The following is a 20,411-nucleotide window of genomic DNA, read 5'->3' on the forward strand; positions in this document are numbered from 1 at the left end:
TAAACAGAAGAGACATCTCAACCTCATAATTCCAAAGGAGAAACACGCATGGAAACAAAAGAAACACTGCAAAATGAACTAAAATTAATAGAGAAATGGGAAGAAGATCAAAAGGAGCTATGGTTATGGGAACGGATCGGCCGTATTCCCTTTAAACTGCTTGATAGATTAACTCCAAGATTTATTCAAGGGAAGATAGGAAGCCTTCTTGATGAACTGGGGAGCTTTATTCAAAATGGAGGAAGTTATCTTTCAAACGAGAAAAGTGTATTCCATTATTTTGAGAAAAAAACAGGCAGAACTATTACGAGGCTTAAAGATTTTCAAGATGTACCTGTAGTCGAAATGAAAAAAGCTTCTCTTGAATTAGGAAAAACCCGTAAAAATACAGCTACCTTCCAAGGAGCAAGTACTGGTATCGGGGGAATCTTCACGTTAGTAATTGATATTCCTGCAATCCTGGCTATTTCTCTAAAAACATTACAGGATATTGCGATTCTGCATGGATATGATCCAAAAGAGAAAACGGAGAGGATATTCATCTTGAAATGCTTACAATTTACATCGGCAGATATTGTTGGGAAGCAGGCAATCCTAAATGAGCTGGCTGATTTTTCGAATGAAGCAATGAAATCAAAAGAGGTATTCTCCCAACTCCAAGGTTGGAGAGAAGTAACCGTGACATTCACAGAGGCCTTTGGTTGGAAAAAGCTTTTTCAATTGGTACCGGTTGCAGGGATTCTTTTTGGAGCGTTCGCCAATCGTACTATGGTGAGTGATTTGACAGAAGCTGGAACTATGCTGTATCAGAAAAGAAGAATTATGGAAAGAGTAGACCGTTTAGAGGTTCAAACCTAGAAAACAAAAGAATTTTAAGCATTTTAGTGAATTTCTTAAAGCCTACTGACCTTAACCTTTCATGTCAGTAGGCTTTCATGATAGTGAATTATTACTGTTTAACATTCTGAACCTTCAACACTTCCACTACCATCCTACCGATTTGCTTCCCAAGCCGTAATCCTTCATCGTTATCTACTTTAAAGTGAACGCCTGCATACAAGCGAGATTGAGCGGAAGCATCGGTTGTAGCTTTAATCCGGGCTTGTTCCTGCGGGAAATAATAGGTCATTATTTCTTGAGCTGCTCCAGCTATGCTAGCGTGTGCAGACGGATAGGCTGGAAATCGTGGTGTATCAATAATTTTTCTGATGTTTCTCCCATATTGATTGGGACGGGCAACATCCCATAAATATTTTAAATACCAGCAAACTACAAAAACGTCATTCATGGTTGCATGGAAAAATCCTTGCATGCGGGCACAATTTGGGGAGCCCATCGGATACTGCTCAGCAAAATCATACAGCATGGTTGAAAATCTTTCTGCAATCTCACCGGTAGCCCAATATTGTGCGTTTTGAATCTGTTGAGGAGTTAGGGTACTCATGGTTTGTTCGACAATTTGTAGTTCACTGTTCCAGTCTATAGATAAAGGTTCTTTTATTTGCCAAGTAATTTCTTTTCCAAATGGGTCTAGGAATCTATCGGTCCCTTCTCGCCTGATGAAAAACATTGGCCAAAAGCCGGCATTAGGATTTCCAATAGGTGGTGATTGCTCTCCTTGATATGGATATTGAGACCATCGCCTGTATTCAGTGCGCATTGTTTCAACCCCTTAGAAAGTTCTTCTAAAATTTCTTTATGATAGTTGGATGAAATATATGTTTAAAAACAATAAGTTCTTATGATGGAAGCATGCTAAAATAGGAAGAAATGTCTTAATTGAACAAAGGGGAGAGAGAATTGAAAGGTCAAAAATTAACTTCGGAAGAGATAGTCGCTTCCCCTGAGAAATTACAACAATTATATCAACGAACACTTTTTATTGTCGTACTTTCTCAAGTATTTGGTGGGGCTGGCCTGGCAGCAGGTATCACAGTAGGAGCCTTGTTGGCTCAAGATATGCTTGGTACCGATGCATATTCTGGAGTTCCTGTTGCTTTATTGACACTTGGTTCAGCAGGAGCGGCTTATTTGATTGGGCGTGTTTCACAACAGTATGGACGAAGGGTTGGATTGGCAGGCGGCTTTTTAACCGGAGGAATTAGTGCTCTAGGTGTGGTGCTTGCAGCTGTTACCGACAATGTGTGGTTGCTGTTTTTCTCTCTTCTTTTCTACGGGGCAGGAACGGCATCCAATCTTCAAGCAAGATATGCCGGAACAGACCTGGCATCTGTCAAACAACGAGGGAAAGCAATTAGTATTGCACTTGTTTCGACTACATTTGGGGCAGTAGCTGGACCCAATCTAGTGGGTGTGATGGGAGATTTTGCAGTTTCCATAGGTGTCCCGTCATTAGCGGGGCCATTTATTTTAGGAGCAGCAGCATTTATTTTAGCTGGATTGGTATTACTTGTTTTCATGAAACCTGATCCTTTACTGGTTTCTAAAGCATTGGAAAATGAAAAACGGTTGGATACGGAGAACCTCCCTTTAACTGGTCCAAAAAAGAATAACCGAGGAATCATTGTCGGTGGTTCAGTAATGGTGTTGACTCAGATGGTGATGGTGGCAATCATGACGATGACCCCCATTCATATGGGGCATCATGGGCATGGCTTAGATGCTATTGGTCTTGTGATTGGGATTCATATTGGTGCCATGTATCTCCCTTCATTAGTTACCGGGGTTCTAGTTGATAAGGTCGGGCGTACCGCTATGGCTTCAGCAGCAGGTGTAACATTGCTCCTAGCGGGAATCGTTGCGGCGACTGCTCCTGGTGATAATTTATTCGTACTAATTTTGGCATTGGCACTACTTGGATTAGGTTGGAACTTTGGCTTGATTAGCGGCACGGCAACAATCGTGGATGCCACAACACCTTTAACACGCGCAAAGGTCCAAGGTTCCATGGATGTACTGGTCGCATTATCTGGAGCAACAGGCGGCATCATGTCAGGTATGATAGTGGCACAAACTAGTTATGCCATACTTTCTATAGGTGGTGGTCTCTTATCTCTTTTATTATTGCCTTTAATTATCTGGGCAAGTAGAGATAACGTAACTCTTAAACAGGGGAAAAATAAAAAAACGGCGTAAGCAGCAACGTCTGCAAACGCCGTTTTTCATTATTTTCCTTTTGTCTTTCCTATTTCCTCAGACACAACAAAAGCTAAGTCATCATTACCAAACATAGCTAATACCCCTAATACCGTATCGTTTGAAATATCCCCGGCCTCTTCTTTAGAAACTGTCAATTCCAAAGCTTGAGCAAGTGCGGGGTTATTTGCCTGATCAGGGTATGCTTTTGTATAAAGAGTAAATGGGTCTAATTCATGGTTAATACACCATTGCGCAAAAACCAATATCATCATATTCTCCTCTTTTTGGTAGTTTTGTATAATTGCATGTTCCAATTCTTTTTTATCCATATCAAATTTCTCCTTTGTTTCTTGTAAACTTATTATATAGGAAATAGGCTAGTGAACCAACAACATCTCTTGTTGCAGCCCTTGTATTATATTAACAGTTCTTTTCACCTATTAAAAATAGATGGTAAAGAGTAAGGTATCGTCGTATATTTAATTTAGTTATGTGAAAATTTCGAAAGGGATCAGAGGAGAAATTATGATGAAAACCAAACAGTTGGCACAATTAATGGAAGAGACTAATTATCAAGCTGCACTCCAACTTTTTATTAGTACTTTTACTGAATATACGAAAAAGCCCAGAATATCAGCATTCCGCGAGGTTCTAACGCTTACGGATGAGGAACTAAGGCCGATTTTACAGGTGATGGACCTTGCTCTGATGGATGATGTTTCTGGAATGCTGATAAGAGCAAATTACCGAAAAAAGAAAACAGTTACATCCACGATATGGTATTGTGAGGAACTTATTGATCTTGGAGAATTTATTAAAGCAGAGGAATTGTTATTAACATTATTACAACAAGAAGACCTATCAAAAAAAGAAGAAGAAAAAATTGTCTATAACCTGGCTATTGCTTGTATCCGTATGCGCCGATATCACGCTGCCTATGACTATATGATGAAATGTGAAGAACTCACTCCCAATTCGATGAAAACACGCTGGGGTTACTACTATCTCCAAAAAGGTGAGTGGGAGGAAGGAGTAAAGCAACTCCTTGAAGGGTTACAGGATAAGAAAGACGGTGCCTACGCCTTTGGAATGTTAATCAGGCATTATATGCTTCAAGGTAATTGGGAGGAGGCGAAAAGGTATATCGACCGTGCACTCCTACAATATCCTGATTTTCCGAGACTGCAAATGGAAAAATTACGTTATCTTTATAAAACAAAAGAGTGGGCCGAACTGAGGGAGGCAGTTAAGGAGCTTCAGGATGTTACTCCTTTTCATTGCTATCAGACGGTCAACAGTTTGTGGGTGGCAGAGAGCTTGTACCATCAACATGATATTTCCGCTTTGCGAGATTTTCTTCAAAAAAATGATACGATTGCTACCCAGTCCCATTTTAGACATCTCCCAGAGATAATTCAAAGTGAATCTATACTATTGAAGAAGTATAAACCGACCCTTCAAAAAAGCAACTACTGTGTCCCAGCAAGTCTTGAGATGGTATTTAGCATGTATAACCAACATGTTTCACAGGAGGAAGTGGCTGAGTCCATCTTTACCATTTCAGGTTCCAGTATCTCTAAAGCTATTACCTTCTTAGAGGAGAGGGGATATTATTGTAGATATTTTTATAGCAATGTGGAGCTCATCAAACAGATGTTACAATCAGGCATCTCGGTCATAATGAGCTTGGAGTATCCTACTTCTTCCCATGTACAGGTCGTGGTTGGATATGATGATAATCTGCAGTGCCTAATCATTCAGGATCCGAACTTAACAGATGTTGTCTATTTGGAATATGAAAAGTTTCAAGACGAATTCAGCAATAGCCACGCGTTGGCGATTGCAGTCGTTCCATCACAACAGGCACCTTCTCTCCATTTTTTAGATGAAAAAGAACATGAAATTGCTGCTAGAATACAAGTACTCGGAGAAAAATGTAATGAGGACTTTTCCGAAGAAGACAAAACATTTATTCGTGAAAACATAACAAACATAATTGTCGCTGCAAGTTTCTTGAAATTCCTAGCTAAACAAGATGAGGAAGAACTGTTGTCACAAGCTGCAGACGCTGTTGAACAGTCCAATTTTGAGAAAGAATATAAATATCTTATTATCGCAATGGCATATGTTCGTATAAAAAAATGGGGGAAGGCAGAGGAATACCTTGCAAATGTTAAACCTCATTATTATCAATCTGCCTACTGGTATCTAAAAGGCAGAATTCATTACGAGAAGAATGAACATGATGAGGCAACACAATGCTTCCGAAAAGGCATCACTTTTGAAACGGATGACTTTGTTCTGTGGTCCTATCTGGCGCTTTCCACTTCCTTCAGAGGGCTGGATGAACAGGCGCTACGTTACTCATCCATTGCAATGGATATTAATAATCTGGATACATTCACCAGAATCAACCATGGAATGATTCTGTTTGATAATAAGTTTTATACAGAGGCGAGAGAACAATTCAGTTCTGTCTTAAAGGAAGAAAAGTCGCATGGTCATGCTTGGTTTGAAAGAGCAAGATGTGACAATGAACTAGAACGGTACCATCATGCAGAAAGGGGATTCCGAACAGCGATTTCACTCGATCCAGAAATAGCTGTACCATATCGTGATCTTGCCCAACTGTACGAATTTGTCTATATGCAACCGGAGAAAGTGGAACCTCTTTTACAGACCGGATTAAAAGAAACCGACGAAGCGATTCTTCTACTTCTTGAACTTGGTGACTTCTATGAGCGCCATAAAGAGTATGAGAATGCCAGAGTTCTATACTTACGAGCAACAGAGAAATACCCTGAGGATCCTGCTGGCTGGGTAAATCTTGGTCACTTATTAAAAGAAGAAGAGAATTTCAGTGACGCGTTCGCATGGCTAAATGAGAACTATGAGAGATTCCAAGATGACAGCGAATATTTGGTGAATGCAGGAAAATATATGTGGGAAGCCGCACTGGCAATGGATGCGCCCCCAGGACATTTAGAACAAGCATTGTCCTTATTGGAAAAAGGTATTAATTGCGCGCCTACAAACGTGGAAGATGCATTGGAACTCTATGTCAATCTGATTGAAGAGACTCCTTATAATGCTCGAGGAATCACGTTTTTGCAAAATAAACACGAAGAAGATGTGGAAAATTATCTCTTTCCTTCATATATGGGTTGTCTTTATGAAAGTAGCGGATTTTTGTATCAAGCGAAGGAATGTTATGAATTGGGTCTTTCTAAAGCTTACAAACTACTTCCTCTATACCGTCTTGGGGAAATTTTGGTTAAGCTAGGGGAAGATAAGGAAGCAAGAAAATGTTACAAAATGGTCCTTGAACTTGATTCGACTCATGTTCAGGCCCACCTTAACATTGCTGATATCTGTGATCGACTTAACCATAAGGTACAAGAGCTTTTTCATATCCGTAAAGCTTTTGCTCTTAACCCGTATGCTGTAAATATCCAGTACTTAGCCTCTCTTATAAAGGAAAAAGAACTATTGGAACTAAAAGAGAAATTAAATAGTCTTTTAAATGAAAAAAATGCATCTTTTGTTTATGACAGCCTTGGATATGTTTATGGAGCGTTGGGAGACTATGGCGCAGAAGAGGAGTATGTCTCAAAAGCCCTTGCTCTAGAACCAGAGGAGATCCCACTTCTTATGCATCAAATACAAATCCTCCTGCGAAAGAAGAAATTTGTAGAAGCCAAGAAAGAAATTCTTCAATTAATATGTAAGGACATCGAAAACCGCAATTTGTATGAGCTGTTTGTAGAAATTCATGTCAGCGCGGGTTCTATGCTGACTTTGGAAAAAGTCGTAAATCGACTTAAACTTTCTGATCAAGAAAAGAGTAAAGTCAGCATGTACTCAGCGGTGACCTTCGACAAAGTGCTTATAGCGAGGAGGGAAAACGAAGAGTACGATTTGTCTGAACGAAATTGGTTCAAGAAGTTGAAGAATTTTGGCAAAGCGAGTGTGGACTTTGGTGTCCTGATCAGTCTTTACGAAAACGCGCTCAAGCAGGATAGGGAAAATGTCACAGCGGTTTTCTGGCTGGCAGATGTTTACCTGCAACTTGATATGAAAACGGATGCCATCAAGTCCTACGAAAAATTCTTAAAGTACCATTGGGAATCTGATGTAGCCTATCAGCTAACCTCTACGATACTGGAGTTACTTGATGAAGAAGCGCCAGCGAAAAAACATCAACAATATTTAGTGCAAGCGAAAGAGCTGGTAGAAAGATGTCTGGCAGAAGAAGAAGCTTCTAGGTATCTGTCTCAGTATGGTTATGTGCTCAAGCTACTTGGTGAGTTTAGTAAAGCAGAATCAATCTATCGACAAGTTATTGAACTTGAATCAGACGATCCGGCTGCTTACTATCAGTTGGCTCTCCTTTACAGAGAAACCAACCGCGTTTTAGAAGCGAAGGAAACAATTTGGAAAGCATTAGAACTTGCTCCGGACGATACGCAGATTATGAATGAAGCTAGTATAGCCTTAAGGTTAAATGGTGAATTCCATGCGGCATTAGAAATGGTGGAGAGAGCATTAGAACAGGATTCAGAAGACGCTATGCTACTTTATAATCGTGCATGCTATTTATCTCTTTTAGGGAAATTCGAAGAATCAGCAGCTCACTTGACTGAATTATTCGAAGCAGATGAGGATGGGATTTTCATCGAAATGTCTTTGGAAGATGAAGATTTGGAACCATTGAAGGAAGCAGGAATGTTTCCTTTAGAAGTGTCAGAGCAATAGTGGAGAGAAAACAGGGGCAATGCACATGGTGCTTGTTCCTGTTTTATTTCCATGCTACTATCATTAAAATAAATGTAGTTTTATAGGAGGAAGCATGATGGTGCATTCAAGAAAAGTAATTGTATACATCGCACAAAGTGTGGACGGGTATATAGCCAAAAAAGACGATGATATTGGCTGGCTTTCCATGGTGGATACCCCTGGAGAAGATTATGGGTATGTAGCTTTTGTAGAAAGTGTGGACACAGTTATCATGGGTAGAAGAACGTATGAGAAAGTATTGTCTTTTGGCGTGGAATTTCCACACAAAGATAGAAAAACCTATGTTCTTTCCAATTCTAAAAAAGGATCAGATAACAATGTTGAATACTACTCGGGTGATGTCAAAGAATTAATTGATAACATCCGCTCAACAGGTGGAGAACATATATTTGTTGATGGCGGGGCGGAAGTAATTAAAGAGTTCGTCAGAAAAGACCTAATTGACGAGTATGTCATATCCACAATACCAATCCTAATTGGGAATGGCATTAGATTATTTAAAGAAACCGAACAAGAAAATAAGCTGGAGCTTTTGGAGAGTAAGTCATTCCCTTCAGGACTAGTTCAAAATCGATATATAGTGATTAGAGAAGAAGATAAGCAGGTGTAACTCTATTTGGAGTGCGCCTGCTTTTTGTATTTTGGTTGGAAAAATGGAGCTTCGACCATTAAAGCGTTGGCTTCGACCGTTAAACTGACTGGTTCTACATTTCCCGGATTAGCTTCTACATTTCCCAAGCATAGTTGTACCTTTAAACTTAAAGTTTCTACAATTTATGCTTAGAGGATAGATCTACGTGGAAGTAGGAAATCGGGTGTAATTCGATGGAAATCCCCGTTAAAAAAGGAGCTTCGACCATTAAAGCGTTGGCTTCGACCGTTAAACTGTCACCTTCTACATTTCCCGGATTAGCTTCTACATTTCCCAGACAAACTTGTACCTTTAAATTTAAAATTTCTACAATTTATGCTTAGAGAATAGATCTTCGTGGAAGTAGGATATCGGGTGTAACTCGATGGAAGAGTGAACCTGCTTTTTAAATCCCCGTTGAAAAAAGGAGCTTCGACCATTACAGCGTCAGCTTCGACCGTTAAACTGTCTGGTTCTACATTTCCCAGACAAACTTGTACCTTTAAACTTAAAATTTCTACAATTTATGCTTAGAGGATAGATCTACGTGTAAGTTGGAAGTCGGGTGTACCTCTATGGAAAAGTGAACCTGCTTTTTAAATCCCCGTTGGAAAAAAGAAGCTACTACCATTAAAGCGTTGGCTTCGACCGTTAAACTGTCACCTTCTACATTTCCCAGACAAACTTGTACCTCTAAACTCAAAGCTTCTACAATTTTGCATGGACTGTTGCAAAATTGTGAGAGATAATAAGGAATATATGGTAGTTATTGGAGGTATAGGGAAATTATGAAACTCGCCATCATCAAAGTTCTTGCATTTCTATGTCTTGTATTAATCTTGTATCTATTATTGTGGCCTGTCTCGATTGACCCTGTTGCATGGGAATCTCCTAAATCTATGAGATACATTGGTGCTTACGAAAAAAATAATAGATTAGAAGGAATGGAATTTCTTTCAATTGGAAAATATGAAGAGCCAGAGCATATCGTCTATCGTGAAGGTTGGTTGTACGCAGCTACAAAAACTGGTGCAATCATTCGTGTACGAGAGGATGGTACAGGATTACAGGAAATCGCTAATACGAATGGCAGACCTTTAGGCTTTGATTTTGATAGTGAAGGGTCACTCATAGTTGCTGACCCCCTTTATGGTAATCATGGGGGATTACTTAAAATAAGCAACTATGAAGAAGGTGATCCAGAAATTGATCTATTAACAGACACCGTTGAAGAAAAACCCATAAACTTTATTGACGCAGTAGTAGTTTCTGATAGTGGAATTATTTATTTTACTGATGCTTCTCAAAGAACAAAAGCGAAAGAGATTGGTGATGTTGGACGGGCGGGAGAAATAGATATTCTCGAAAATAGCAGTACAGGAAGAGTATTGGAGTATAATCCGTCGAGAAAGCAAACTAGAGTTCTGATGAAAGATATTAGTTTTGCAAACGGATTAGCATTAAGTATGGATGGGAAAAGTCTCCTAATAAATGAAACGGGAAGATACCGCGTCTGGAAATTAAATCTAGAATCAGATCAAACATTAAGTACAAAGGATAAAAGTGAATTTTTAGAAGTTCTAATTGATAACCTACCTGGACTACCGGATAATATGATGCGTGGAAATGACGACAGAATCTGGATTGGATTAATCATGCCGAGAAATGATTTTCTAGAATTCAGTTCTGATAAGCCCATATTAAGGAAAATGGCAATGCGTCTTCCAGCTAAAATGTTGCCTAAAGGGGCAGGATACTCGCACGTTATCGCAATTAACGAATCAGGCGAAGTAGTAGAAGATATGCAAAGTGATTCCATTCCATATACGAATATCACTGGAGTAACGGAGACAGATGAAAGCCTGTTTTTTCACACGAAATGAATGCTATCGGAGTATTGAAAAAAGATGAAGGTTTGTAAAAGAAAGGATGATAACATGATCTACGTCATCAGGCACGGTCAGACAGATTTTAATAAAGAGGGAAGAATGCAAGGGAGAAAGGGGCTGCCTCTAAACGAAGAAGGTTTGCGTCAGGCTAATGTGTTGAAAGAAAAATTACAAGATGTTGAGTTTCATTATGTGTTTTCTTCCCCGCAAAAAAGGGCTGTACAAACTGCTGAGATCATTTCAGGATACAAACCAAAAATTGATGAGCGCCTTGATGTATTTGATCTTGGAGAGGCAGATGGATTGAAAAAAGAAGAGGTGATTTTTAACGGGGCGATTCCTGATCATACCAAGTATGAAGGAGTGGAAGGGATGGACCAATTTGTTTACAGGGTAATTGGTTTTTTAAAGAGCCTTGAGGATGAGAAATTTGATGGAATGAACATTCTTATAGCAGGTCATAGATGTACTACTGGGGTAATCGGGGCTTGTTTAGAGGGAGCTCTCGGAAAAGATAGTGTTTTAAAATATTCGTCTGATAATGGGGATTACAAAGTTTATAATAACAGGATTCTATCTTGACCGTTCCGTATTTACAGAAAAGTCATTTTGGCACGAACTCGTATCGTTTTAGCACGAACTGGAGCAGTTTTGGCATCAACTCCCTTCATTTTCGCACGAACTTCCCAAAATACCTGATTTTTTCTAGCAAAGTATCCCCTTATCGTTCTACCGTTCATATTAGGCCTTCACCTATCACCACATAATTCCATAAGATATCAAAAACTAATGGGGTGACCACATATATGTTCGGAAGAATAATTAAACCGCGTTTGTTTCCTGCATCGATAAGAACGGTTGAAGGAACAAAATGGGGATATATAGATGAGAAGGGGAAGTTTGTGCTAAAGCCCACCTTTGAAGATGCAGGGGAGTTTCAGCAAAACGGACTGGCGATTGTTCGTAAGGGTGGGGCAGGGGTTATTACACAAACCGGTAAATTTGTGGTTCGCCCCAAGTACAGCTCCATTTTCCCTTTTACAGAGGGCCGTGCCATAGCTATGTTAAATGAGGGTGGTTCAGTAGTCTTAAATGAGAAAGGTAAAGTATTGACGCAAAAAGCGTATTCGTTTATTAGTCCCTATCAAGGGGGGCGTGCGGTTTTCCAAGATTCCCATAATTCCCAAGATGGGGGAACGACACTTTATGGATACTTAGATCTGAACGGTAATGTAGCTATTCCTGCTCAATACCAGTATGCCTTTGATATGAGTAGCGGCAAAGCACTCGTACAGGTGAAAGATAGCTTATATGCTTTGTTAAATTCTACTGGCTCCCAACTACAAACGTATCCGTACGAACTGATGAATGGATTAAGTGAAGGACTTCTTTCCTTCAAAAAAACCTATCAGGATAAGGCGGGATATGTAGATGAGTCAGGGAATGTGGTCATAAAACCCCAATTTGGTATGGCTTTACCTTTTCAGGGGGGAAGAGCTGTTGTCAATGCTTCCAATGATTATAAGAATAGATTCGGTTTAATTGATAAGAGCGGGAACTACATCATTCCTCCAAGATATAATGATATCAATCAACTTGGTGGGAACAGGGCGGCTATCGGAAGAGCCATTAACCCTGAAGAGCCATTTGTTGGCTCGATCTATGCAATAGCCGATACGGTGAGTGGACAGATAATGACTGATTTCCAATATGATACAGTGAACAACTACAAAGGGGAATATAGCTCTGTGACGCAAGGTCTTAAAAGTTTCTTTATCAACAAAAGCGGCAGACAGGCTAAAGACCTTCCTGTTATAGATGGCATTGGAACGCTTTCTATCGAAGGGCAGTTGGTGAGGGCATTTGTGGATCAGAGGTTGTCCTACTATGATAAAGCTGGCAATCTAGTGTATGCTCAAAATTCGGTCATTCTTGTAAATAGGAATGTCTCAATCCGCGAAGAAAAATACCGGCCAAACAAAGATTATCTCGTGTATTATCCACAGTTACAGGGAATGAAAAATAAAGAAGCAGAGAAAAAAGTCAACGAAGTATTACGTACACAATCTCAAATTATTCCTATTCCCCCGGATAAACAGCTGGATTATAATTACACAGGTGATTTTTCTGTGCAGTTTTATAATAAGAACTTACTAATACTAGAGCTTAATGGCTACAACTATCCTTTTGGAGCAGCACATGGCATGCCGACACAAATCATGGTGCCAATAGATATCAGCATAGGTAAAATATACGAATTGAAAGACTTGTTCAAACCCAACAGTGATTATGTAAAAGTGTTAAGTGATTTGGTTGCAGAACAAATACAGGAAAACCCTGATAACTACTTTCCAGATTCCTTTACAGGGATTCAACCAGATCAACCGTTCTATGTATCTAGTGATGCGTTGTTCCTATATTTTACACCGTATGAGATAGCCCCATATGCAGCTGGATTCCCTACATTTGAAATTCCATTCAAACAAATTAATAACATCATTGACAAGAAAGGCGCGTTTTGGCGGTCGTTTCATTAATCGTTTTGACATAAAGAAAAAGGTAGCTTCTTCTTCTAGAAGTCTACCTTTTTTCTATGTAGGAATGGTGATGATAAAGGTGGTGCCTTTTCCTTTTTCACTTTGTACATTTATGGTTCCTTTGACTTTATTGATTGTACTGTACACCATCAGCATTCCAAGGCCGGTACCTTCTTCTTTTGTTGAAAAATACGGCTTACCTAACCGATTTATTTCGTCGGAAGTCATGCCAACTCCTGAATCTTTTATTGTAATAATGATGTCGTTCTTTACCTCCGTAAATGCGATAGAAAGTATACCACCATTAGGCTTCATCGCCTCTATACTGTTTTTGAAAAGGTTAATGAAACATTGTTGCAATTGGTTGCGGTCATAGGACGTTTTCAAAGTGTTGTGAAAGGAATATTGAACTTCGACTTGGTGCATGGCAGCGTATGGGACTATAAGGTTTTTCGTATATTCAGCCTCTTCTTCTAGATTAGAGTAGACCATATTTTCCGATTGTGGTTTTGAAAAAGATAAGTAGTCACTCACAATTTTCTCTGCGCGTTTTAATTCTTGCAAGGAGAGATCTAAGTATCTTTTTTCTTCAACACCAATTGTCTTTGATTTACCCAGTAATTGAAGAAAACCGCTCGTAACCGTTAATGGGTTCCTTATCTCATGAGAAACACTTGCAGACAGTTCACTTACCACATTTAGTCGTTCTGCACTGATATAGCGCTCGCGATTTCGAATATTTAGTATGATTTTTTCTATTAGTATGACGATAATTCCCATTAACGCTGCATGCGTTGTGACTGCATATATACTAAACATGATAAATTCGCTATTTAACTTATCGAAATAGAAACTTAAAAGAGTTAGGTAGATTCCCATAAACACTGTTATTATGCCAGCTGAAAAAATCAATCTATTCTTTGGTTTAAATGTCAAAAACATTTTGCTTAGAAAAGGAACGAATAAAAATATAATTGTAGAAGTAAGGAAAGAGTTTAGAGTTCCTTCTCCTCCGATATAAAAACGGTATAAATTTAAGACTATGTAAAGTGGAAAAACAAATTTATGACCAGAATATAATGCAATAATAAAAAAAGGGATATAGCGTAAATCGAAAATGAACCCTAATTGTAAATGAATAGGGTAAGACATACATAGCACCATGGAAATAGTGGCAAGTAAACTGAACATCCATCTATTAAAAGAATGATGTTTGTCTTCAAAAAATACTAAATAGATGATAATAGGTAATATCAGAAACAGAAAATTCAATAATAATGTTTCAATCAAGAGGTTAAACGTCCCTTCTGTTGCAACTTCCATTCCCATTAATAATAGCAGAAACATGAAGATTTTGGTGCTAATAAAAGTAACTATGTGTAAATATTTCTAACAAACAGGAACAGGCACCAAAATCTGGTGCCTGCTTGACAGAAGTGAGAATAAAAGAGATATGAAAATTGAAATTAGCGGACTTCTTGTGGAACTTGCAAACCAAGGCCCTCAGCAATTAACTTGCCGTATTCTGGATCCGCTTTATGAAAATGGTTGATTTGACGAAGTTTGATTTCTTCGCTTTCTACCGGTTTCATTGCTGCAACAATATTTTTTATTAAGCGTGTACGTTCTTCCACACTTAGCAAACGATATAAATCACCTGCTTGAGTATAGTGATCATTTTGATTATAGGCAACGCTATCAGCTATACCTGAAACAGGGTAAACAGCTTGCTTGTTTTCAGGAGTTTCTTTTGGTCCGTTATAACTATTGGGTTCATAGTACACGGTACCTCCACCATTGTTGTCAAACCTCATTTGCCCATCGCGTTGATAGTTGTGAACTTCATTTCGTGCTCGGTTAATGGGGAGCGCCTGGTGATTCGCTCCAACACGGTAACGCTGTGCATCATGATAAGCAAAAAGGCGCCCTTGCAGCATTTTGTCTGGAGATACGTCAATTCCAGGTACAAGTGTTCCTGGAGAGAAAGTTGCCTGCTCCACCTCTGCAAAGTAATTCTCCGGATTTCGATCCAATACCATCCGCCCAACTTCCATCAACGGATAATCTTTTTGTGACCATACTTTTGTCACATCGAATGGATCAAAGCGATAAGTATCCGCATCTTCCAATGGCATAACCTGTACATAAACCCTCCATGAAGGGTGATCACCTTGTTGGATGGCATTAAATAAATCCTCTGTATGATAATCAGGGTTCTCACCTGCAATCTTTGTTCCAACCTCTTCAGTCAAGTTTTTAATACCTTGTTCAGTTTTAAAATGATATTTAATCCAAACACCTTCGCCTTCCTCATTCACCCATTTGAAAGTGTGACTACCGAAGCCATGCATATGACGGTATGTAGCCGGGATTCCACGATCAGACATCAAGATGGTCACTTGATGAAGGGATTCAGGCGATAGGGACCAGAAATCCCAAACGGCGTTAGGATTTTTTCGATGCGTTTGAGGGTGACGCTTTTGAGTATGAATAAAGTCGGGAAACTTGATGGCATCTCTTATGAAAAACACTGGTGTGTTGTTTCCGACTAGATCATAGTTCCCGTCTTCTGTATAGAATTTTACGGCAAATCCACGTGGATCACGAACGGAATCAGCAGAACCGTTTTCACCAGCTACCGTGGAAAAACGGACAAAAAGTGGCGTGCGTTTTCCTACTTCAGAAAGGAATTTTGCCTTCGTGAATTTTGTCACATCATTCGTTACTTCGAAGTACCCATGCGCACCAGCACCTTTTGCGTGCACTACACGCTCAGGAACACGTTCCCTGTTGAAATGGGCGAGTTTTTCTAAAAGGTGTACATCTTGTATGAGAGTAGGTCCCCTTGATCCCGCCGTCATGGAATTCTGGTTATCTCCCACAGGAGCTCCCCAGCTTGTTGTGAGTCTATTATTAGTTGTCAAAATCATTCACCTCAATAAAAAAAATATATTACTTGAATAATGATAACAGTTATCAGACGAAAATCAATACTTTTTTATAATTATTATAAAGTAATAATATTTATCTTTAATCAATAGGTTTAGTAAACTTGTCTGTTTATGGTTGATTAGGAATTTGCTATACTACTAGAAAACGTAATGATAGGAGTTGCCTTGCCGTGAAAAAAAAGCATCCAACGAATAAAATGGATGAGAAGGTATCATTGAAGGACCAATTAGAAAGCGATGTTTATTCGAAATTAAAATCCATGAAAGACCAACTTGTGCAAACGGAACAAAAACAAAAAGCAGAAGAAGCTGAAAGAAAAAAAGAAGAAAAACGATTAAAGGAGAAGAATAAATCGTTTGAAGAACTGTTTGAAGAAAGCAATCAAAATTGGAAGGAATTCAAGTGAGGTTGGCTTGGAAAATAGAAAAGGGAGAATGGTCCGTCTAGATAACCATTCTCTTTTTTGTTAAGAGAGAAAAAAAGCCGTGGCGAAGTAGACAGCTAAACATAAAAGAGATCCTAGCAAAAATGGCCCGATGTTTAATGTTGGTTTCTGTTGTTGCGGGGTGTAACGACCAGCCATGGAATCAAAAACAGCTGCTTCTGAATTTTTAGTGAAAATGTCTCCGGAGGAACTAGTGAAGAAGGCAAGGAAGACAAAAGCAAGAGAGCCGAAAAACATGGTGCTTAAGAGGTTAAAGTCAAAATAGGTGGAGATTCCCAGTAAAATACCAATTTCTACTGCAAGAACAATGAGTAAAGTGATAAGATATTTGACCATTATATTTCCTCCTTGATATGTAGATAAATTAATCTACGTATAAAAATGGAATAAGTTTCAAAAATATTGATTAGAATATCCGCCAAACACCGCTGTTAATTTCCCCAAATGGCTTCAATCAACAGCTATCAACCTTTAGAAATTTACCATTGTTCTAAAACATAAAAAACAGCTTCCCTAAAAAGGAAGCTGTTTGATATTAATCACGATGTGAGTCGTAGTAAGATTGTTTTACGAGTTCTTGAATTGTTCCGTACTCTTTTTCTGAGAGTGTTTTTTCATTCATGGCATGGACGTTAGCTTCCAATTGTTCAATGGAGCTTGCACCTGGGATAACCGCTGCTACGGCAGGGTGTGCCAAACAATAGTGGAAGGCAGTTGCTTGAAGTGGCTTATCACCAGGAATGTTCAATAGCTTTGGTAAGAGATTCTCCAACTCCTCGTAACTATAATCAAGAAAATCTTTTCCTTTAAATTTATTCTGTAGCTTATCAAGACCATTGTCCGATAAAAGTCCTTTGGCAAGTGGGCCTCGAGCTATTACACTAATTTTATTTTCGTGAAGATAATCCAACCATTCTTCTGGGCGTGTATCAAGCAGACTGTATTGCATCATTACCGAAGCAATCGAGGAGTTTTCTACAAACCGTTTAATAACGTTCGGTCTAATAGAAGATATCCCGTATTCGCGGATGTACCCCTCTTTTTTTAACTCCTCAAATGCCTCGATTGTTTCTTCGGTTGGGTCATCTATCGTTCCACCGTGAAGCTGGTAGAGATCGATATAATCTGTTTGAAGGCGGTGAAGACTGTCTTTGACTGCAGATTGGATATGTTGTTTAGAAGGATCCCATTCCCATCCTTCTTTTCCTTGTGTCCATTTGTTCCCTGCTTTTGTTGCAAGAATGACCTTATCTCGTTGTCCTTTTAAAGCTTTTCCTACCAGTTCCTCATTTTGTCCGAAATCATACAGATCAGCAGTATCTAGGTAATTGATTCCTAAATCTAGTGCTTTTTTTACAATATCTATCGCTTTTGTTTCTTCCGTGCCAAGGGACATACAGCCAAGCCCAAGTTGGCTTACATATAGTTCAGATTTGCCGAGTCGATTTTTTGGTATCAAAAAAAACCCTCCTTTTTTCCTCATTTTACCGAAAAGGAGGGCTCTGCTTCAAATTATTCATCTTTAATAGAGTTGATCCATGTTTTCACATACACATGTTGATGGGAATATTCCCTAAGCTTATTTCGTATTTCCCAAGCCTTTCCTACCAATACGATATTGTTTGGACGGACATAGACCTTCAATTTACTCCCTCCTAACCCTTGTATGGTAGAATGTATGAAGAAATGGATGACTAAAGAACAAGGAGCGGTCGGGATGGAACATTTAAAAGAAAAAACGTTACATAGTGAAAAATTATTCACAGGAAGAATCATTGATTTATATTTAGAGGACGTAGAACTTCCAAACGGTAAAACAAGTAAAAGGGAAATTATCAAACACCCAGGAGCGGTGGCAGTTATTGCAGTAACAGAAGAGAACAAAATCATTATGGTCCGTCAATACCGAAAGGCAATGGAGCGCACATTAGTAGAGATCCCGGCAGGTAAGCTAGAAAATGGGGAAGAGCCTATTGTAACCGCAAAAAGGGAACTTCAAGAGGAAACTGGCTATACATGTGATGAATTGGAGCCATTGATTTCTTTTTATACTTCACCTGGTTTTGCAGATGAATTGGTACACTTATTCATTGCAAAAGGGTTGCGCAAAGACACGGAAGAACATCATCTAGATGAAGATGAGTTTGTGGACCTGTTGGAAGTATCAATAGATGAGGCTCTTGAACTTATTAAAAAGAAGGAAATTTATGATGCGAAGACTGCTTATGCCGTGCAGTATTTGCAAATGCAAACATTGCTTCGAAAGTAGGGGACGGCCATGCAAGATTATATTGTCGATTTACATATACATTTAGGCCGGACAGCAAGTGGTAAACCAGTCAAAATTACAGCCTCCAATCAATTGACTTTGGAGGCTGTTTTGGAAGAGGCTAGTTTTAAAAAGGGTTTAGACATGGTCGGAGTTATCGATTGCCAGGTACCTGAAGTGCTTATTGGTCTTCGTAATCGTATTGCATCTGGTGAGCTAAGGGAACTCGTTGATGGCGGTGTACAGATGGGTGATATTACGTTGATCCTTGGTGCGGAAGTGGAGATTTATGATGAGAACTGTCAAGGTGTAATTCATGCTCTCTGTTATATGAAGACTGTGGAGAGAATGGTGGAGTTCTCGAACTGGCTAAGCAAGCGAATGAAAAATGTCACTTTGTCCACACAGCGAGTTTATGCAAATGCGGTTGATATTCAGCATGAGGTTCATCGATTAGGTGGCCTTTTTATTCCTGCTCATGTTTTTACACCTTTTAAGAGTTTGTATGGCAAAGGAGTGAAATGGAGTTTAAACGAGGTGTTTGAATCAGAGCTGATTGATGCAATCGAGCTTGGGTTAAGTGCTGACACCTATATGGCTGAACGGATAAAAGAATTGGAGAAGTACACATTCCTTTCTAATTCTGATGCTCACTCTGTGGGGAAAATCGCCCGCGAGTATCAAAAGGTGCGCATGAAGGAACCAAGTTTTGAAGAGTTGCGGCTTGCTTTGAAGGAAGTGGATGGGCGAAGAGTGGTGGCAAATTACGGGTTGAGTCCGCAGTTAGGGAAATACTATACCACAGTTTGTGAAAAGTGCTTAACTCCTTTTTTACATGGGAAAGACATATGTAGCAGGTGTTACCACACCAAATTTGTTAAAGGTGTTTCTGATCGGATTGATGAGCTGGCTGATAAAGAGGGACTCTTGAGACACCGCCCACCATATATTCACCAGGTACCGTTAGATTTCATACCAGGCGTTGGCCCTAAAACATTGTCGAAGTTACGAGGAGTTTTTGGAACCGAGATGGGAATTCTGCATGAAGCAAGTTACGACGATTTAGTGGAAGTTGTTGGGGAAAAGGTAGCATCTCTAATAGTGGCTGCTCGAAGCGGTAAGTTGGCGTTTAAATCTGGCGGTGGGGGCAGGTTTGGTAAGGTAAGTGATAGTTAAGGGTGATTAGTTTTCTATTTCATTGTGACGGAGGGGCAGCACCTATGACACCCTCATTAAGGGAAATGCGAGAAACATTGTCCTCATAGAGGTTCAATGACTCCTTCAAGAAGGGAAATGCGGGTAACACTGTCCTCACAAAATCCCAATGACTCCCTCAAGAAGGAAAATACATGGAACAATGTCCTCATAGAGGTTCAATGACTCCTTCGTAAAGGTAAAAACGTGAAACATTGTCCTCATAGAATCCCTATGACTCCCTCAAGAAGGGAAATACATGGAACAATGTCCTCATAGAGGTTCAATGACTCCTTCGTAAAGGTAAAAACGAGAAACATTGTCCTCATAGAGCGCCAATGACTCCCTCAAGAAGGGAAATGCGAGGAACATTGTCCCCATAGAGCGCCAATGACTCCTTCGTAAAGGTAAAAACGAGAAACATTGTCCTCATAGAGCGCCAATGACTCCCTCATGAAGGGAAGTGCGAGGAACATTGTCCTCATAGAGCGCCAATGACTCCCTCAAGAAGGGAAATGCATGAAACATTGTCCACATAGAGTCCCAATGACTCCCTCAAGAAGGGAAATGCGAGGAACATTGTCCTCATAGAGCGCCA

18 protein-coding genes are annotated in these 20,411 nt (G+C 39.5%); 10 read left to right on the forward strand and 8 right to left on the reverse strand.

All coding sequences use genetic code 11. The annotated features are described in order from the left end of the window. Positions 1–48 precede the first annotated feature (48 nt). Positions 49–858: an EcsC family protein gene (locus tag HF078_RS17015; protein WP_169292228.1), complete on the forward strand. Its 810-nt coding sequence runs from the start codon at positions 49–51 to the stop codon at positions 856–858. A 91-nt stretch (positions 859–949) separates the two neighbouring features. On the opposite strand, the gene HF078_RS17020 is transcribed toward HF078_RS17015, so the two are convergent. Further along, positions 950–1,660, reverse strand: a complete 711-nt coding sequence (locus HF078_RS17020; RefSeq protein ID WP_169292229.1) for a vanadium-dependent haloperoxidase — start codon at positions 1,658–1,660, stop codon at positions 950–952. A gap of 140 nt (positions 1,661–1,800) precedes the next feature. Between HF078_RS17020 and HF078_RS17025 the strand changes: the two genes are divergently transcribed. Further along, positions 1,801–3,096, forward strand: coding sequence for an MFS transporter (locus tag HF078_RS17025; protein ID WP_240951784.1), 1,296 nt, complete (start codon positions 1,801–1,803; stop codon positions 3,094–3,096). Positions 3,097–3,125: 29 nt separating this feature from the next. Here HF078_RS17025 and HF078_RS17030 read toward each other — a convergent pair whose 3' ends face one another. Then, a complete protein-coding gene (locus HF078_RS17030; protein WP_169292231.1) occupies positions 3,126–3,428 on the reverse strand; it encodes a hypothetical protein in 303 nt (100 codons plus the stop codon). Between the two features lie 196 nt (positions 3,429–3,624). Here HF078_RS17030 and HF078_RS17035 point away from each other — a divergent pair, with 196 nt between their 5' ends. From HF078_RS17035 to HF078_RS17050, 4 genes are all read left to right on the forward strand, one after another. Further along, a complete protein-coding gene (locus HF078_RS17035; RefSeq protein WP_169292232.1) occupies positions 3,625–7,854 on the forward strand; it encodes a tetratricopeptide repeat protein in 4,230 nt (1,409 codons plus the stop codon). 94 nt (positions 7,855–7,948) lie between these two features. Further along, positions 7,949–8,506, forward strand: a complete 558-nt coding sequence (locus HF078_RS17040; protein ID WP_205831668.1) for a dihydrofolate reductase family protein — start codon at positions 7,949–7,951, stop codon at positions 8,504–8,506. Between the two features lie 809 nt (positions 8,507–9,315). After that, a complete protein-coding gene (locus HF078_RS17045; protein ID WP_169292233.1) occupies positions 9,316–10,410 on the forward strand; it encodes an SMP-30/gluconolactonase/LRE family protein in 1,095 nt (364 codons plus the stop codon). Positions 10,411–10,464: 54 nt separating this feature from the next. Further along, a complete protein-coding gene (locus HF078_RS17050) occupies positions 10,465–10,998 on the forward strand; it encodes a histidine phosphatase family protein (RefSeq protein ID WP_169292234.1) in 534 nt (177 codons plus the stop codon). 11 nt (positions 10,999–11,009) lie between these two features. Here HF078_RS17050 and HF078_RS17055 read toward each other — a convergent pair whose 3' ends face one another. Then, positions 11,010–11,156 (reverse strand): hypothetical protein, encoded by a 147-nt coding sequence (locus HF078_RS17055; RefSeq protein ID WP_169292235.1) that lies wholly within the window; start codon positions 11,154–11,156, stop codon positions 11,010–11,012. A 66-nt stretch (positions 11,157–11,222) separates the two neighbouring features. On the opposite strand from HF078_RS17055, the gene HF078_RS17060 reads away from it, so the two are divergent. Then, on the forward strand, positions 11,223–12,953 hold the full coding sequence (locus HF078_RS17060; RefSeq protein ID WP_169292236.1) for a WG repeat-containing protein: 1,731 nt from the start codon (positions 11,223–11,225) through the stop codon (positions 12,951–12,953). Positions 12,954–13,007: 54 nt separating this feature from the next. Here HF078_RS17060 and HF078_RS17065 read toward each other — a convergent pair whose 3' ends face one another. Together HF078_RS17065 and katA are read right to left on the reverse strand one after the other, a co-directional pair. Further along, positions 13,008–14,300 carry an ATP-binding protein gene (locus tag HF078_RS17065; RefSeq protein ID WP_240951785.1) on the reverse strand — a complete coding sequence of 431 codons (1,293 nt, stop codon included), beginning with the start codon at positions 14,298–14,300 and terminating at the stop codon, positions 13,008–13,010. Between the two features lie 119 nt (positions 14,301–14,419). Continuing rightward, positions 14,420–15,877: a catalase KatA gene (katA, locus tag HF078_RS17070; protein WP_481748027.1), complete on the reverse strand. Its 1,458-nt coding sequence runs from the start codon at positions 15,875–15,877 to the stop codon at positions 14,420–14,422. Positions 15,878–16,074: 197 nt separating this feature from the next. On the opposite strand from katA, the gene HF078_RS17075 reads away from it, so the two are divergent. Next, positions 16,075–16,311 carry a YqkE family protein gene (locus tag HF078_RS17075; RefSeq protein WP_346775371.1) on the forward strand — a complete coding sequence of 79 codons (237 nt, stop codon included), beginning with the start codon at positions 16,075–16,077 and terminating at the stop codon, positions 16,309–16,311. A gap of 60 nt (positions 16,312–16,371) precedes the next feature. Here HF078_RS17075 and HF078_RS17080 read toward each other — a convergent pair whose 3' ends face one another. The 3 genes from HF078_RS17080 to mciZ all read right to left on the reverse strand — a co-directional run bounded on the left by HF078_RS17080 (position 16,372) and on the right by mciZ (position 17,994). Next, complete coding sequence (locus HF078_RS17080; protein ID WP_169292238.1) at positions 16,372–16,686, reverse strand: hypothetical protein; 315 nt, start codon at positions 16,684–16,686, stop codon at positions 16,372–16,374. A gap of 199 nt (positions 16,687–16,885) precedes the next feature. Then, entirely contained in the window at positions 16,886–17,806 is a 921-nt protein-coding gene (locus HF078_RS17085; RefSeq protein WP_169292249.1) for an aldo/keto reductase, read from the reverse strand. A gap of 56 nt (positions 17,807–17,862) precedes the next feature. After that, positions 17,863–17,994: a Z-ring formation inhibitor MciZ gene (mciZ, locus tag HF078_RS17090; RefSeq protein ID WP_169292239.1), complete on the reverse strand. Its 132-nt coding sequence runs from the start codon at positions 17,992–17,994 to the stop codon at positions 17,863–17,865. A gap of 73 nt (positions 17,995–18,067) precedes the next feature. Between mciZ and HF078_RS17095 the strand changes: the two genes are divergently transcribed. Together HF078_RS17095 and HF078_RS17100 are read left to right on the forward strand one after the other, a co-directional pair. After that, on the forward strand, positions 18,068–18,619 hold the full coding sequence (locus tag HF078_RS17095; protein ID WP_169292250.1) for an NUDIX hydrolase: 552 nt from the start codon (positions 18,068–18,070) through the stop codon (positions 18,617–18,619). A 9-nt stretch (positions 18,620–18,628) separates the two neighbouring features. After that, on the forward strand, positions 18,629–19,795 hold the full coding sequence (locus HF078_RS17100; protein ID WP_169292240.1) for an endonuclease Q family protein: 1,167 nt from the start codon (positions 18,629–18,631) through the stop codon (positions 19,793–19,795). Positions 19,796–20,411: the final 616 nt, after the last annotated feature.

Source organism: Bacillus sp. RO2, from assembly GCF_012911845.1.
Taxonomy (GTDB): Bacteria; Bacillota; Bacilli; order Bacillales; family Bacillaceae_I; genus Sutcliffiella_A.

What these genes read in the sequence shown, in the direction of transcription:
- HF078_RS17065 (WP_240951785.1), bottom strand. Translation starts at nt 14,300, where the DNA reads ATGTTTCTGCTATTATTAATGGGAATGGAAGTTGCAACAGAAGGGACG.
- HF078_RS17095 (WP_169292250.1), top strand. Translation starts at nt 18,068, where the DNA reads ATGGAACATTTAAAAGAAAAAACGTTACATAGTGAAAAATTATTCACA.
- HF078_RS17035 (WP_169292232.1), top strand. Translation starts at nt 3,625, where the DNA reads ATGATGAAAACCAAACAGTTGGCACAATTAATGGAAGAGACTAATTAT.
- HF078_RS17040 (WP_205831668.1), top strand. Translation starts at nt 7,949, where the DNA reads ATGATGGTGCATTCAAGAAAAGTAATTGTATACATCGCACAAAGTGTG.
- HF078_RS17045 (WP_169292233.1), top strand. Translation starts at nt 9,316, where the DNA reads ATGAAACTCGCCATCATCAAAGTTCTTGCATTTCTATGTCTTGTATTA.
- HF078_RS17030 (WP_169292231.1), bottom strand. Translation starts at nt 3,428, where the DNA reads ATGGATAAAAAAGAATTGGAACATGCAATTATACAAAACTACCAAAAA.
- HF078_RS17020 (WP_169292229.1), bottom strand. Translation starts at nt 1,660, where the DNA reads ATGCGCACTGAATACAGGCGATGGTCTCAATATCCATATCAAGGAGAG.
- HF078_RS17055 (WP_169292235.1), bottom strand. Translation starts at nt 11,156, where the DNA reads ATGAACGGTAGAACGATAAGGGGATACTTTGCTAGAAAAAATCAGGTA.
- HF078_RS17060 (WP_169292236.1), top strand. Translation starts at nt 11,223, where the DNA reads ATGTTCGGAAGAATAATTAAACCGCGTTTGTTTCCTGCATCGATAAGA.
- HF078_RS17080 (WP_169292238.1), bottom strand. Translation starts at nt 16,686, where the DNA reads ATGGTCAAATATCTTATCACTTTACTCATTGTTCTTGCAGTAGAAATT.
- HF078_RS17100 (WP_169292240.1), top strand. Translation starts at nt 18,629, where the DNA reads ATGCAAGATTATATTGTCGATTTACATATACATTTAGGCCGGACAGCA.
- HF078_RS17050 (WP_169292234.1), top strand. Translation starts at nt 10,465, where the DNA reads ATGATCTACGTCATCAGGCACGGTCAGACAGATTTTAATAAAGAGGGA.
- HF078_RS17015 (WP_169292228.1), top strand. Translation starts at nt 49, where the DNA reads ATGGAAACAAAAGAAACACTGCAAAATGAACTAAAATTAATAGAGAAA.